Origin of the sequence: Streptomyces rhizosphaerihabitans (assembly GCF_025399795.1) — a bacterium.
Classification (GTDB): Bacteria; Actinomycetota; Actinomycetes; order Streptomycetales; family Streptomycetaceae; genus Streptomyces; species Streptomyces rhizosphaerihabitans.
This window is the reverse complement of sequence record NZ_JAODTZ010000005.1, coordinates 243,057-257,792: the sequence shown is the minus strand read 5'-3', so window position 1 is coordinate 257,792 and position 14,736 is coordinate 243,057. Positions and strand designations below refer to the sequence as shown.

Here is a 14,736-nt window from a genome sequence, read left to right as displayed (position 1 = left end):
TCATGCGCTCAGTGCCGTTTCCGTCCGACCGCCGAAGGCCGCCCCCGGGCGGCGCGGTGTGGCGCGTACGGGAAGGCTCGTGAGACCGGCGACGAAGTTCGATGCGAGGTGGCGCGGTTCGCCGGCCAGGGTGATGTCCTCGGTGGAGCGGAGAACTTCCTCGAAGAAGATGCGCAGGGTGATGCGTGCCACCGTGGCGCCCAGGCAGTAGTGCGCCCCGTACCCGAACGCGATGTGCCGGTTCTCCTGCCGCGTCACATCGAAGCGGTACGGGTCCGCGAAGACGTCCGCGTCGCGGTTGGCGGAGCCGACCCAGACGGCGACCGCGTCCCCGCGGGGCACGACGCCGCCGCTGAGTTCGACGTCCTCCACCGCGTAGCGAAGGAAGCTGCTCGCCGGGGAGGTCCAGCGCAGGCCCTCCTCGACGAGCGCCGGGACGAGGGCGGGGTTCTCGCGGACGGCCCGGAACTGCTCGGGTCGTTCCAGCAGGGCCAGCACCGTACCGGCCACTGTGTGCGGGGTGGTCGCGTTCGCCCCGAGCAGCAGGCTGTAGCAGTTGACGACGACTTCCTCAGGGGTGAGTTCGCCGTCGCGCATCGTCATCAGCACACCGATCGCGTCGTCGCCCTCGGCACCCTTGCGGGCCTCGTACTGCTCGGAGAAGTACTTGAAGAGCTGATGGTGGGCGATGGCGAGGGTGGCGTGCGCGTTGCGGATCATGAAGACCGGGTCGTCCGGCGCGGCGGCCATGCCTGTCCACTGCACCAGGTCGTCCCAGTCCGGCTCCGGCAGGTCCATCAGCGTCCCGGCCACGGCCATGGGCAGCATGGTGGCTCGCTGCGCGAGATCCCACTCGCCGCCGTCGAGCGACGGGGCGAGCAGGGTCCGCACCGCTTCCCGGATACGGTCCTCGCTCCTTACCAGTCCACGGCCGGTGAACAGCTTGTTCAGCGGCCGCCGGAGTTCACCGTGGCGGGGAGGGTCGGTGGCGACCAGCATCTTGCCGGAGGCCGCCTCGGCGTGGCCGAGCTGGTTCAGCAGACTGCCGCGCTCGGAGGTGAACTCCCGGTGGTTGCCCAGCACGCGGCACGCGTCGTGGTACCGGGTCACCGACCAGAAGGAACGACCGTCCGGCAGCTCCTGGCGGTGGAGCGGGGCGCGCTCGCGCATGACCGCCCAGACCGTGTGCGGATCCTGGACGGCGTGGAAGTCCGCGTCGAAAAGGTTCACCTGGGACAGGTCGACGGCCGCCATGCCGGTCTCGGTGACTTCCGGGATTCTCATGGCGTGACCCCCGCCTTCTCGACGGACCGGGCCAGACCCGCAGGGGAGGGATCGAGGTAGAAGTCGATCGGCGAGATCTCGACCCCGAACTCCCGGTGCAGTTCGGCGATGATGGCCACGGCCATCAGTGAATGACCGCCCAGCTCGAAGAAGTCGTCGTCGGCGCCGATCCCGTCGAATCCGAGATGGTCCGACCACATGCCGGCGACCGCGGTCTCCAGATGTCCCTCGGGAGCCCGGTGGTCGGCGTTGACCTCCGGTCGTTCAGCCGTGTCCCTGCGCTCGAGGGCCGCCCTGTCCACCTTGCCGTTCGCGGTGAGGGGCAGTTCGTCCACCGTACGCACCAGGGAGGGCACGGCGTAGTCGGGCAGGATCTCGGTGAGCCGCCTGCGTATCTCCAGAGCGGAGGGCTTGGCGCCCTCGGCGCCCACGACGTAGGCGATCAGACGCCGGTCGCCCGACTGCCGGCGCTGTGCGACGACCTCGGCCCGGCTCACTCCGGGAAGGCTGGTCAGCGCGGCGACCACCTCACCGGTCTCGATACGGAAGCCGCGGATCTTCACCTGGCCGTCGCCGCGGCCGATGAACTCCAGGCTTCCGTCGGCCTGTCGGCGCACCAGGTCGCCCGTGCGGTACATGCGCCGGCCGGGGACGTCGGCGTAGGGGTTGGCGACGAAGCGCTCCGCGGTGATGCCGGGCCTGTCGAGGTAGCCGTGGGCCAGACCTTCTCCGGTGGCGTAGAGCTCGCCCGGCTCTCCGTCAGGGACGGGCCGGAGACGGTCGTCGAGTACCAGGACGCCCGTGCCCGAGACGGGCCGGCCGATGGGTACGGTCGCGCTGTCCACCGGCTCCCGCATGGTGTGGGTCGTGGTGAAGGTGGTGTTCTCCGTCGGCCCGTAGCCGTTGGTCACCGCGGTGTGGGGGAGCGCGGCCACGGCACGGTTGACGTGCGCGACCGACAGGGCGTCACCGCCCGCGAGCAGATGACGCAGGTGGGGCAGGTCCGTCAGGCCCTGGTCCACGGCCCGGTGGAACAGGCCGGCGGTGAGCCACATGACGCTGATCCGCTCATCGCGTACGAAGCGCAGCAGTTCGGTCAGGGAGAGGTCACCGGAGGGGGCGACGGCGAGGGTGCCGCCGTTGAGCAGCGCGCCCCAGATCTCCAGCGTCGAGGCATCGAATGCGACGGGCGCGAAGTGCAGGAACGTGTCGGTGCTGTCCATGCTGATGAAGTCGGCGCCGACGACGAGCCGCAGCACGGCGCGGTGGGGTATGCACACACCCTTTGGCACACCGGTCGACCCTGAGGTGTACGCGACGTACGCGGTGCGGTCGGAGTCGGAGTCGGAGCCGGAGCCCAGGGTCGGCCGGGCGGGCGGGCGTTCACGTGCCGCGTCCTGTTCCTCGCCGGGCACGATGACCGTGCGGTCCTCGCCACCGAGGCCGGTCGCGGAGCTCTTGTCCGCGAGCACCACCCTTACGGAGGCGTCCCGCAGGATGAGGTCACGTCGCGCCGCGGGCTGCTTGGAGTCCAGCCCGAGGTAGGCGGCCCCTGCTTTGAGGACGGCGAGCAGCATGACGATGCTCTGGGCGGAACGGCCGGCGCACACCGCCACGACGTCGCCGGGGCGCACTCCGGACTCGGCCAGCAGGTGGGCCAACCGGCCGGCCTGCGCGTCGAGTTCGGCGTAGGTCAGTCGGCCGTCGTCACCGTGCACGGCGATGCGGTCGGGGTATGCGGCTGCCCTGCGGGCGAAGAGGGCATCGATCGTGCAGGTCATGACGGATTCCCTTCGTGGGCTGCGGCCGTCGGTGCCGGCGGCTGACCCTCGGGGAGGGCCAGCGAGTGCAGCGTCCGCAGCAGTTCGGGAGGCGCGGACAGGAACGCGTAGTGGGCACCGGGCAGTTCGGTGAACGTGACGCGCTCCGAGTACGTGCTCCAGCCGTGCATCTGGGACGGCTCGATCTCCGGGTCCTCGCTCCAGTGCAGAACGGTGATGCCCGACGGGACGGTTACCGCCTGCGGCCGGTGATAGGCGCGGTTGGCTTCGAGATCCCGGTGCAGCACGCTCAGGGTCAGCTCGATCAGCATCGGATGCGGCGCACCGCCCCGGGCGACCACGAGCCGGCTCAGCTCCTCCGACAGTTCCGCGTCCGTCATGTGGAGGAACCGGTCGTTGGGGCACTCGTGGGGCGCGACCTGAGCCGATACGACGACCTCGACCGGTGTGGGCAGACCTTGGGCGGCCAGTCGCAGAGCCGTTTCGAACGCGGGCAGCGATCCGGCGCAGTGCCCGAAGAACACCGACGGCCGGTCGAGATAAGGAGCCAGGTCCTCGGCCAGAACCTCGGCCAGCTCCTCGTACGTCCCGAAGTGGTCGTCGCGGATACGGTTCTCCCGCGACGGCAGCTGAACGGGGCAGACCTCCACGTCGCCGATCATGCGGGGCCACTGGTTGAACATCGAGGCGCCGACGCCCGAGTACGGGAAGCAGAAGATACGGGCCGCCGCCTCCTGCGAGGGGCGTCGCAGCAGCGACCGGGTGAACTTGGCGGGGGCGGGAGCAGTCATGCCGCCACCTCCGAGGCCGCGGTGCCGGCCGTCCGGTCGGACTCCGTCTTCTCGGTCACGCTGCGTACGGAACGGAGCAGGAGCACGGCCGGTCCCGCCAGCATGATCAGTGCGGCGGCGCCGAAGAGGGCCGTGTCGACCCCCACCAGGTCCGCCATGGGGCCCGCGCCCGCCATGCCGAGGGGGACCAGAGCGAAGGATCCGAGCGACTCGTAGGACATGACGCGCGAAAGAGCCTCCGGCGGCACGTGCTTCTGCAGTGCCGTGTCCAGGGTCACCTCGTAGACGTCGATGCACACGCCGGCGAGGAACGTGGCCACGGCGATGGCGGCGAGCGGTGCCTCAGCCGCCATCAGCAGGACCGAGAGGGGGAATCCCATGGTCAGCAGGGCTGCCGCCTGCGCGGGGCGACGCGGCCTGATCTTCATGGCGACCCCGCTGCCGACGACGAACCCCGCCGCCTGCGCGACCAGGACCGTGCTCCATGCGGAGGCTCCGCCGAGGGACTTGTCGGCCACCACCGGACCGAGGACGTAGAAGCTGCCGGCCAGCAGCACGTTCACGAAGGCGAGCTGGGAGACCATCACCCACACCCACTGCTTCGCCGTGAACTCCTTCCAGCCGTCCCGGATCTGCTGGATCAGCGCCGGGCCCTTGGCGGGCACCACCGCATTGGTGATCCTCACGGCGAGCAGCAGCAGCGCCGACAGCAGGAAGGTCCCGGCGGGCACGAGCATGGTCTTGTCCGCGCCCATGGTGGAGACCAGCACACCGCCCAGCGCGGCGCCGAGGATGCTGCCGCCGCGCATGGACAGCTTCAGCAGGGCGTTGGCGGACTGCAGGGCGTCGTTGGACACCAGCTGGGGCATGGCCGAACGTGACGCCGGCTCGAAGATGGCCGTCGCCGCACCGCTGAGCGCGGCGAACCCGGCGAGAATCCACGGTGTCGCGTGCCCCGTGATGACCAGGGTGGCCGCGACGCCCTGGGTGAGTCCCGCGCCGATGTCGGCGGAGATCATGACGCGGAGTTTGGGCCACCGATCCGCGAACGCACCGCCCAGCAGGACGAACATGACCTGGCTGAGCAGCCTCGCCGCCAGCACCACGCCCAGCATCGAGGGAGATCCCCCGGGCAGGTGCAGCACCGTGAAAGCGAGGGCGATCGGTGTGATGGCGTTACCGAGGAGTGAGACGGACCGGGCGCTGAAGAGTGCCAGTACCGAGCGATCCTTGAGGATCGCGAAATCGCCCGTCATGCGCTGCGGGTCCCTTCACTGGCAGGGGAGGAGGCCAGGGCCGGAGCCGTCGGCCGCAGGTCGGTCCAGTGGGTCTCGACGTAGGCCAGGCAGGCATCCCGCGAGCCGGCCGGGTGCACCACGGTCCAGCCGGCCGGTACCTCGGCGAACACGGGCCAGAGCGAGTGCTGGCCCTGACCGTTGAGCAGGACCTGGAACCGGCCCTCCGGGTGGTCGAAAGGATTGGTCATCGTGCGTCCCCCTGCGTATGGCTGCGGTCGGAAGCGTGGAGATCGGCCAGCGCCGCGGCCAGGACCGGCCCCATCTGCGCCAGCGACCCGGGCTGGTTCATTGCGGTGTGAGTGGAATCGACGGCGTGCCAGCGCACGGCGCCGCTGACGTACTGCTCCCAGACGTCGGGCATCGGCGCGCCTTCGTTGCGGCCCTCGGTGGCCAGGAAGAACAGCAGATCGCCGTCGAAGCGGCCGGGCACATGGTCCTTGACGATGTGCCGGTTGTGGGACATGGCGGTGAGCAGCGCCACCAGCTGGTCCTCGTCGAGACTCGCCAGCGCACCGGTGTCCTGCTTCAGGAGCTCGAGCACGCCGGAGATCTCCTTGGATCCCGCCTGCGGCACCACCCCCGGCCGGGAGGGGTCCAACAGCGCGGCGACCATGTTCTGTTCGTCGACGCGGTAGTGGTCGGGCACGCCCGGATAGCAGTCCAGCATGGCCAGCAGGCCGATCTCCGCGCCGTCCGCCTGGAGCCGGGTCGCCATGTCGAAGGCGACGATGCCGCCGAAGGACCAGCCGAGCAGGTGGTACGGGCCCTCCGGCTGGATGCGGCGGATCTCGGCCACATAGGCCGCTGCCATCTCCTCGACGGTGGCCGGCATGTCGTCCGGGTGCAGCAGTCCCCGGGCCTGGATGCCGTAGAAGGGCATGCCCGGCGGGACGTACTTCATGAAGCTCGAGTAGCTCCAGGCCAGGCCGCCTCCGGGGTGGATGCAGAACAGCGGCGGCAGGTCCCCTCCGGTGCGCAGCGGCAGGACGACCTCCAGCGCGTCCGCTCCGCTGTCCACGCCCGCACGTTCGGCGAGACCGGCCACGGTGGGGGCCTCGAAGAAGCTGCGCATGGAGAGTTCGAGCCCCAGCGTCGTGCGCACACGGGAGATGAGGCGGGCGGCGAGCAGCGAATGACCGCCGAGCTGGAAGAAGTCGTCGTCGATGCCCACATGCGGCACGCCGAGCACTTCGGCGAACAGGCCGCACATCACTTCCTCGCGCGGATGCCGGGGGGCCCGGGAGCCGACAGTGCCGGTGAGGGACGGCCGGGGCAGCAGAGAGCGGTTCAGCTTTCCGTTGCCGCGCAGCGGCAGCGTCTCCATCTCCACGTACGCGGCCGGAACCATGTAGTCCGGCAGTCGGCCGCTCAGGTGGTCCCTGAGCTCACCCGGGCCGGGCACGGGGCTGTCACCGGCCGGTACGACGTAGGCCGCGAGACGGCGGTCGCCCGGCTGGTCCTCGCGCACGATCACGGCCGCGCGCGATACCGCCGGATGCTCCGCCAGGACTTCCTCGATCTCGCCGAGTTCGATCCTGAAGCCGCGGAGCTTGACCTGACCGTCGGCACGGCCGATGAAGTCGAGTGAACCGTCCCGGAGCCGGCGCGCCAGGTCGCCGCTGCGGTACATGCGCTCACCCGGTGGGCCGAACGGATCGGCCACGAAGTGGGCCGAGGTGAGCCCGGCGCGCCCCAGATACCCGCGGCCGACGCCGACGCCCGCCAGGTAGACCTCGCCGGTGACTCCCGGCGGAACCGGATTGAGATGCTCGTCGAGCACGTACACCCGGGTGCCCGACAGGGGCCGCCCGACGGGAATACGGGTCCGCAGGTCCTCCGGGCGTACGGCATGGACGCACGACATCATCGTGTTCTCCGTGGGGCCGTACTGGTTCATGACCTCGCAGCCCCAGGACTCGAGCAGCGCTTCGGCTTCGGGTGCGCGCAGGGCCTCGCCGCCGGTGGCGACGAGCCGCAAGCAGGAGAAGACGGCCGGATCCGCCCCCTCCGCGAGTACGGCTTCGAGGAGCGACGGCACGATGAACAGGATGACCGAGGGCCGTGCGGTACGGACTTCACCGATGACGGTCCGCGGGTCCCGCGCGCCTTCCGGCGGAAGCAGCGCGACCGTGGCGCCGACGGACAGCGGGGCGAAGAGCTCACGCACGGACGGGTCGAAACCCAGCGCGGTGATCTGCAGGCTGATGTCCCCGGGGGTGAGCCGGAAGCGGTCGACGACGTCGCGCAGCCTGCTCACCACACCGCGGTGCTCGATCATCACGCTCTTCGGCGTGCCGGTGGAGCCGGAGGTGTAGATGATGTACGCGAGGCCGGATGCACGGGCCACGATCGCGGGCCGGTCCGGCGCCGCCGTACGCAGCCGCTCGTCGCTGTCCACGCGCAGCACATGCGCGGTTGCGGGCAGGTCGAAATCGCCGGCCAGGTCCGTCTCCGTCAGCAGGACCGAGGCGCCGCTGTCGGCGAACATGAAGGAACGGCGTTCCGCGGGGTGTTCGGGATCCAGCGGCACATAGGCGGCCCCAGCCTTCCAGATGCCGAGAATCGCCGCGACGGCCTCCGGGCCGCGGGAGAGACACAGGGCGACCCGGCTTTCGGCGGAGACGCCGAGTTCGCCGAGCCGGTGGGCGAACTGGTTGGCCCGCTCGTCGAGTTCACGGTACGTCCAGCGGGTGTTCCGCTGGACCAGGGCCACCGCGTCCGGGGTCAGCCCGGCCTGCCGCTCGACCATCGCCGCGGTGTCGGGCAGTACGGCCGGGGCTTGTGCCGTGTCGTTCCACTCCGCGAGCAGCCGTCGCTCCTCGCCGGAGAGGAGGTCGGCCTGGCTGAGCCGGCTGCCGGGCTCCGCGCACGCGGCCCGCAACAGCGTGACCAGCCTGCCGACCATCGCCTCGGCCGTCGCGCGGTCGAAGAGGGCGGTGCTGAACTCCAGGCCGCCACCGATGCCGAGCACGTTCCCTTCGAGGTCGCGGCGCTCGTCGAACTTGAACGACAGATCGAACTTGGCCGTGCCGCCGGACACGGGGCGGGCGTCCACCGAGAGTCCCGGCAGACCGAAGTCGTCGGGCATGCTGTTCTGCGAGGCGACCATGACCTGGAACAGCGGGTGACGCGCCGCGGAACGGGTCGGGTTGAGGGTTTCCACCAGCCGCTCGAACGGCAGGTCCTCGTTGTCGAAGGCGGCCAGGCTCACGGCACGTATGCGCTGCAGCAGTTCGACGAAGCTCGGGTCACCGGAGGTGTCCGCGCGCAGCACCAGGCTGTTGACGAAGAAGCCGACCAGGTTGCTCAGGGCATCGTCCGTCCGGCCGGCCACAGCGGTTCCGATCGGCAGGTCCGTGCCGGCTCCCAGGCGGGTGAGCAGCCCGGCCACGGCGGCTTGCAGGACCATGTTGACGGTCGTGCCCGTCGTCCGCGCCAGCTGCGAGATCGCACGGTGCAGATCCTCGTCCAGGTCGATGCCGACCAGATCGCCCGAGAAGTCCGCGGCAGTGGGGCGGGGCCGGTCGAAGGGCAGGTCGAGCTCTTCCGGGGAGTCCCGCAACGCCTCGGTCCAGAAGCCGAGTTGCCGGGAGAGACGCGCGGCCGGAGCGTCCTCGTCGCCCAGGAGTTCCTGCTGCCACCCCGCGTAGTCGGCGTACTGGACGGGCAGCGGCTCCCAGTCCGGCGCCCGTCCGCTCAGCCGCGCCGTGTAGGCACGCGCCAGGTCACCTACCAGGGGCTCGAGCGACCAGCCGTCGCCCGCGATGTGGTGCAGGACGAGGAGGAGCACGCTCTTCTCCTCGTCCTGCACGAACAGTTCCGCGCGCAGGGGAAGATCGGCGGCCAGGTCGAATGCGGCCCGTGCCGCGTTCGTCACCCGGGTGTCGAGGCGGTCGGGGGTGGTGTGCGAGACGGACAGCGGCGTGCCGAGCTCGTCGGGCGGAAGGATGTGCTGGTACGGCGTGCCGTCCTGTTCCGGGTAGACGGTCCGTAGCACTTCGTGCCGCAGGACGACATCCCGCAGGGCCGCGCCGAGGGCCTCCGTGTCCACACGGCCCGTCAGGTGCAGGGCGTGCGGAATGTGGTACGCGGGGGAGCCTGCGTGGACCTGCTGCAGGAACCACAGCCGCTGCTGTGCGTACGACAGAGGGCTCCGGCTGCCGCGCGGGCGCGGTCGCAGCGCCGGGCGGCTGGAGTCCGTCGCACCTGCGGCCGCGAGCGCCGCGGGGGTTCGGGCTTCGAAGAGATCCTTGACCGCGACCTCGAGGCCGACCGATGCGCGGATGCGGTTGACCAGGCGGATCGCCATCAGGGAGTGGCCGCCCAGGGCGAAGAAGTCGTCGTCGGAGTTCACCGAGGGGCGGTTGAGGACCTGTGCGAACAGCTCGCAGAGCAGCTCTTCACGCAGCGACCGCGGGGCCGCTCCGTCCGTCGGCCTGCTTCCGCGGCCGTTGCTGGACTCGGGCAGCCTCCGGTCCGGCTTCGGCAGCGCCGCCCGGTCCAGCTTGCCGTTGACCGTCATCGGCAGTTCGTCCATCGTCACGAACGCCACGGGCACCATGTAGGCGGGCAGCAGTTCGGACAGTCGGCTGCGCAGCATGGGTTCGTCCGGTGCGTCTCCGTGTGCGTCGCCGCGCGCAGGGACCACGTAGCCCACGAGTTCCCGCTCGCCGTCCACGTCCTTGACGGCGACGGCCGCCTGTCCGACAGCCGGAAGCGAGGTCAACGCCGTCTCGATGTCACCGAGTTCGATCCGGAAGCCCCGGATCTTGACCTGCTCGTCGCGCCGCCCGCGGTACTCCAGGTCGCCACCCGGCAGGCGTCGCGCCAAGTCGCCCGAACGGTAGCCGCGCACCGTGCGGCCGTCCGGGGCGGTGACGTCGACGAAGCGTTCCGCGGTCAGCTCGGGCCGGGCGAGGTATCCCAGGGCCACGCCGGGGCCGGTGACCACGAGCTCCCCGGTCTCCCCGTCAGGCACGGGACCGAGGTCTTCGTTCAGGAGAAGGATGTCGAGATCGGGAAGGGGAACGCCGATGAGGCTGCCTTCCCGGCCGAGATCCTCCTGTGTGACCCGCCGGTGAGTGGCGTGCACCGTGATTTCGGTGATGCCGTACATGTTGACGAGTTCGGGGGCGGAGTCTCCGTACTTTTCGAACCAGGGCGCCAGGTCGGAGAATTTGAGGGCCTCTCCGCCGAACACCACGTACCGGAGGGGAAGTCTGTCCTCGTTCCGTGATTCCTCGGCGATCAACTGGGCGAACGCCGTGGGTGTCTGGCTCAGCATCGTCACCCGCTCGTCACGGAGTAACGCACGGAATCTCTGCGGATCCTTTGCCACTTCTCCCGGGACGATCACCACAGTTCCACCGTGCAGCAGAGCGCCCCATATTTCCCACACGGAGAAGTCGAAGGCGAAGGAGTGGAACATGGACCAGACGTCGTCCGGCCCGAAACCGAAGAGCGGGTCGCCGGCGGTGAACAGCCGCACAACGTTGTCGTGCGTGACCTGAACGCCCTTGGGGCGTCCAGTTGTTCCGGAGGTGAAGATGATGTACGCGCGGTCGGACGGAGCGACCACGGGCGGCTGGAAAGGCTTCAGAGCGTCGTTCCGGTCGTCGTCCACGGACAGGACCGTATGTCCGGCCGGCGCTGTGCTGACCAGGACGTTCGAGGTCAGGATGAGCGCGGGTGCCGCATCCTCGAGGATCACATCGAGCCTCGCGCTCGGGGACTCCGGGTCCAATGGGACGTAGCAGGAACCGGTTTTGAGAACTGCGAGTGCCGCGATCACCATCTCCGGGGATCGCTCGAGCAGAATGGCGATCGGCTGGTCGGAGAGGGAAGCGTGGGCCTGAATGGCCGCTGCTAACTCGTCAGAGCGGCGGTCGAGATCCTCATAGGTGAGGGTCTGTTCTCTGAATTTCACGGCGAGGCGTTGAGGAAAGCGCTCGACGGATGATGCGAAGGCATCGAGAAGTGTATTGTGCGTAGAATTCACGGCAGAATCGCCTAACATTATTTCTATTTCCCCGTAACTTGGCCACGAATGATTCTGCCGCGGTTCGAAAGGGTTCCCGTTCCCGGCAGCTCGACGTAAGCGCATCCCCCTGAGTCGTGATCAAGCTATCCAGCGGGAGTTGGCCGGAGCAAGGCGGTGTGGCCCAGATCACTAGCTATTTACGTGGCTTGATTCATGACGGCGATGGCTGCTGGAATCAAAATTCAATTGCCCCTCCGGCGGTGATGTTGTATATGCCGGGGGCATCCGGTGTGCTGATTCGGGTAAAACCTCGCATGTCATGACGGCGTGCGGTGCGGCGGAGATTATCGCCGAGTCGCGGAAGGCGGCGCATAGAAACCGTTTGTGAAGAAATTGCGTCGGAGTCTTCGGCCGGTCCGGCTCGACGCGTTCATTTCCGGCCAGCGGGAGGACTCCTCGAACGTCGCGGCGAAGCGACCGGTCCGTGGTGAAGGTGGTCGGCGTGACCCGGACCTCCACCTTTTGCGGGTCGTGCCGGGGCTTCGCGGCGCGACCGTCGGGGTGATGTCCCTTGCGCGGCTGAAGGAGTTGTCCAACCGGGCAGTCGCGCGTCGCCTGCTCGCCGCGAACGTGGCTGGAGGGGCGCGATCCCTCGGAAGCGCGCAAGGCGGAGCGTCAGACGAAGGCGCTGGTGCGGCCCTGGAACGTGCGGAGGTCCATGCCTTCGCACGCATGGTGAAGGGCGACCGCCTGTACGCACCTTTTCTGCTGTCGCTGTCGGGCCTGCGGCCGGCGGAGGTCTGCGGCATGCGCAGGGCCGACGTTGACCCGAGCGAGGCGACCTCGGCCGTCGCCGACACCCGAACCTTTATGGGGAACACGACCGTGGTGGAGAAGGGTACGAAGCCCCTCGCCGGTGAGCGGCGGTTTCCCCTGCCTGCTCCGGTCCGGGCGGCCCTGAAGTGCTTCAGGGCCACGCGGGCGGCAGGGAAGCGGGTGGCGGGGGGATCGCCGTACCTCCTGCCGGTCGACATGGCAGCGCCGATCAGCCGCCCGCGAACGGCGCCGCTCCACCTCAACCGGACTCAACGGCCCACGAGTCCGGGGCGTGATGCATTCGGTATGTCGTATATCGGGTGATCTTCTTGGGGCCGGCCCGTCGCGGGGCACGGGCCCAGGAGCGTTCGCGCGGCGTCCAGGAAGGGCAGCAGTCCGGGGGCGTGCTGAGCGTTGCGCCGCCAGGTCGCGTGGATCGGGGCCTCGTAGTGGGGCCCCGCCACGGCACCATGCCGACAGTCCAGATCGTCAAAGGCGAGCCGGCCGACGACGAACTCGCCGCGCTCACCGCCGTCCTGCTGGCCCGCGTGGCAGCGGCCCAGCGCTCCGCGCAGCCGCGCTCCGCGCAGCCGCGCTCCGCGCAGCCGCGCTCCGCGCATGGCGACGGCCACCCCCAGGCCCGCTGGCGCCGCCTCGAGTGCGTCACCAGCTACCGCAACCCTGTCAGTTGGCGCTAAGGGCTGTCCCGTAATCCCCGGTGGATCAGCGCGCGGCGTCAGATGCGGTGCATCGCAAGGCGGAGGGTCGTCCTCATACTGGGCGTATTCGGGCGATCCGACAACGCGGCGTGGGGGTCCCCCCTGCTCGAAGAGCTTGGGGGAGTGCCGTAGCTGTCGTCGTGCGCCCGCCGGGGATTACGGGACAGCCCTTAGCCGTGGGGGCTCAGCAGCGAACTCACTCAGCGGGCGCGGCCCCTTCGTACGGATCGACAGGTCGGGCAACCGACAATGGTGGGATGCGAAATGCTTTCGACCCGGATCAGTTGACGTCTCGGGCCTTCTACGGGCTTCTCACAGCTCTGGTGGTGCCCCGGCCGATCGCGTGGGTATCGACGATCGGGGCTGATGGTGTGGACAACCTGGCGCCCCACTCGTTCTTCACCATCGCGTGTGTGGAGCCACCGATCGTGCAGTTCAGTTCGGTTCAGCGCAAGGACACGCTCCGCAACGTCGAGGAGACCGGTGAGTTCGTCGTGAACTTCGCCGGCGAGGAGCACTTCGAGGCGATCAACGCCACGAGCACGGATTTTCCGCGGGGGGTCAGTGAGTTCGATGTCCTCGGCATCGAGCGCGAGCCGAGTCTTCGGGTCAGGCCGCCCCGCGTCGCCGGTTCACCGGCCGTACTGGAGTGCAAGTTGCACAGCACCGTGCGGCTGGGTGACTCCACCGTCGTCTTCGGCCGCGTGGTCCACGCTGCCGTCGACCAGAAGGTGCTCGTCAACGGACATCCCGAGATCGACCGACTGCGGCCGTTGGCCCGGCTCGGCAAGGACGAGTGGGGAACGTTGGGCGCGGTGCGTGAGATCGAGCGCGTCCGATACGCGGACTGGTCCGGCACGACCCGCTGAGAGCGAAGCCGGGGCGGTAGCCGGCCGACGGTCTTCTCCCCGATGCCGATGCCCTGGCTGGAGACCAGGACGCTGGTGGAGTCTTGGCGCTCTGCGCGTCGGGCACGCAGGCCGACCTGCGCCGCTTGCCCGGATGTTCGTCTCGGTCCTGTTCGACGAGCCTGCGCAACGGACGAGTCGGATCAGGGTGAATAGGCAGTCCTCGGCGCGTTGCCTCTTATCATTTCTGGGATTACTCGTCCACGATGGCGAAACTCACCTGCCGCCCCATCCGGTCGCCCTGCGCCTCCCACGGTGAAGGGCGACCGGATGGGGCGGGCTAGGGTACCCGCATGTGCGGACGTTTCGCGGGATGGTCCGAGGGGGCGTTCGACGTCCTGATGCGGTTGCAGGGCGAGCCTTCGCAGTCTCTGCGTGAGGAGTGCCGAAAGGATCGCGAGCGGCTGGTACGGCAGCCGATGATCGCGCTGCTGAACGAAGTCGCGGATACCAACCTGGAATACGAGGACTTCTCCGTCTGGCACTACCGCACAAATTCTTGGTGGTGGCAACACCAGAGTGCGGTGATCCGGCTTGCGCGCCATGTCGAAATAGGCCTCCGCTTCGATCTCGACGGCCTGCGGATCCAAGGGGCCTGGTGGTACCCCGTTCCCGAGCAGATCAAAATGTTCCGGCAGGCGGTAGCCGCGGAAGACAGTGGTCGAAGACTTGTCGCCATTGTCGAGGATTTGAGAGACCGGAACTACGGGGTCACCGGGGATCTCATGAAGAGAGTTCCCCGGGACTACCCAGCTGATCATCCCCGCGCCGAACTCCTGCTGCACCGCTCGTTGATCGCCGCTCGACCGCTGGGATGCGATGCCTGGCTGCACACCCCGGAGGCGGTGGACGTCGTCCTCGAAGCGATCGGGGAGCTCAGGGACATGATGTCCTGGCTGGCCCGGCACGTGAAGGTTTGATCTGTCTCCTTGCGGGCTCAGGGATTCACGCCCAGGGTGTGTGCTCCAAGGGCTGCGCTCCTCGGAGGGCGTAGGCGTAGCGACGCCTGCGCGTACCGGGGGAGGAGTCGGTTGGCCATGGGGCAGGCGAGGCTCTGGTGCCGCTGTTCGGGGCGGCGCCCGCTCTGCACGTCAGGGTCGAGCCCGCGGCGCCGTACGTGCTGCAGGCCTGCATGATCTGGTCCATGGCGCGTTACGAC

The 14,736-nt window shown here is 69.1% G+C and carries 10 protein-coding genes; 4 read left to right on the top strand and 6 right to left on the bottom strand.

Features of this window, described 5'->3' with window-relative positions:
- Genes N4G66_RS07545 through N4G66_RS07520 form a run of 6 tightly spaced genes read right to left on the bottom strand, consistent with a single transcriptional unit; the run spans position 1 to position 11,170 of the window.
- Positions 1 to 1,284 carry a cytochrome P450 gene (locus N4G66_RS07545; protein ID WP_261703180.1) on the bottom strand — a complete coding sequence of 428 codons (1,284 nt, stop codon included), beginning with the start codon at positions 1,282 to 1,284 and terminating at the stop codon, positions 1 to 3.
- Positions 1,281 to 3,065 carry a non-ribosomal peptide synthetase gene (locus N4G66_RS07540; protein ID WP_261703179.1) on the bottom strand — a complete coding sequence of 595 codons (1,785 nt, stop codon included), beginning with the start codon at positions 3,063 to 3,065 and terminating at the stop codon, positions 1,281 to 1,283. The genes N4G66_RS07545 and N4G66_RS07540 overlap by 4 nt, the downstream gene beginning before the upstream one ends.
- Positions 3,062 to 3,856, bottom strand: a complete 795-nt coding sequence (locus N4G66_RS07535) for a thioesterase II family protein (RefSeq protein ID WP_261703178.1) — start codon at positions 3,854 to 3,856, stop codon at positions 3,062 to 3,064. Before N4G66_RS07535 ends, N4G66_RS07540 begins: the two co-directional genes overlap by 4 nt.
- Positions 3,853 to 5,112, bottom strand: coding sequence for an MFS transporter (locus N4G66_RS07530; protein WP_261703177.1), 1,260 nt, complete (start codon positions 5,110 to 5,112; stop codon positions 3,853 to 3,855). Before N4G66_RS07530 ends, N4G66_RS07535 begins: the two co-directional genes overlap by 4 nt.
- Entirely contained in the window at positions 5,109 to 5,342 is a 234-nt protein-coding gene (locus N4G66_RS07525; protein ID WP_261703176.1) for an MbtH family protein, read from the bottom strand. The genes N4G66_RS07530 and N4G66_RS07525 overlap by 4 nt, the downstream gene beginning before the upstream one ends.
- Positions 5,339 to 11,170 carry an amino acid adenylation domain-containing protein gene (locus N4G66_RS07520; RefSeq protein WP_261703175.1) on the bottom strand — a complete coding sequence of 1,944 codons (5,832 nt, stop codon included), beginning with the start codon at positions 11,168 to 11,170 and terminating at the stop codon, positions 5,339 to 5,341. Before N4G66_RS07520 ends, N4G66_RS07525 begins: the two co-directional genes overlap by 4 nt.
- Before the next feature lie 348 nt (positions 11,171 to 11,518).
- On the opposite strand from N4G66_RS07520, the gene N4G66_RS07515 reads away from it, so the two are divergent.
- The 4 genes from N4G66_RS07515 (at position 11,519) to N4G66_RS07500 (ending at position 14,497) form a co-directional block, all read left to right on the top strand.
- Positions 11,519 to 12,274 (top strand): hypothetical protein, encoded by a 756-nt coding sequence (locus N4G66_RS07515; RefSeq protein ID WP_261703174.1) that lies wholly within the window; start codon positions 11,519 to 11,521, stop codon positions 12,272 to 12,274.
- A gap of 146 nt (positions 12,275 to 12,420) precedes the next feature.
- Positions 12,421 to 12,648: an acyl-CoA carboxylase epsilon subunit gene (locus N4G66_RS07510; RefSeq protein WP_261703173.1), complete on the top strand. Its 228-nt coding sequence runs from the start codon at positions 12,421 to 12,423 to the stop codon at positions 12,646 to 12,648.
- Positions 12,649 to 12,926: 278 nt separating this feature from the next.
- Positions 12,927 to 13,538, top strand: coding sequence for a flavin reductase family protein (locus N4G66_RS07505; protein WP_261703172.1), 612 nt, complete (start codon positions 12,927 to 12,929; stop codon positions 13,536 to 13,538).
- A gap of 332 nt (positions 13,539 to 13,870) precedes the next feature.
- A complete protein-coding gene (locus tag N4G66_RS07500; protein ID WP_261703171.1) occupies positions 13,871 to 14,497 on the top strand; it encodes a DUF2461 domain-containing protein in 627 nt (208 codons plus the stop codon).
- The last annotated feature ends 239 nt before the right edge of the window (positions 14,498 to 14,736 follow it).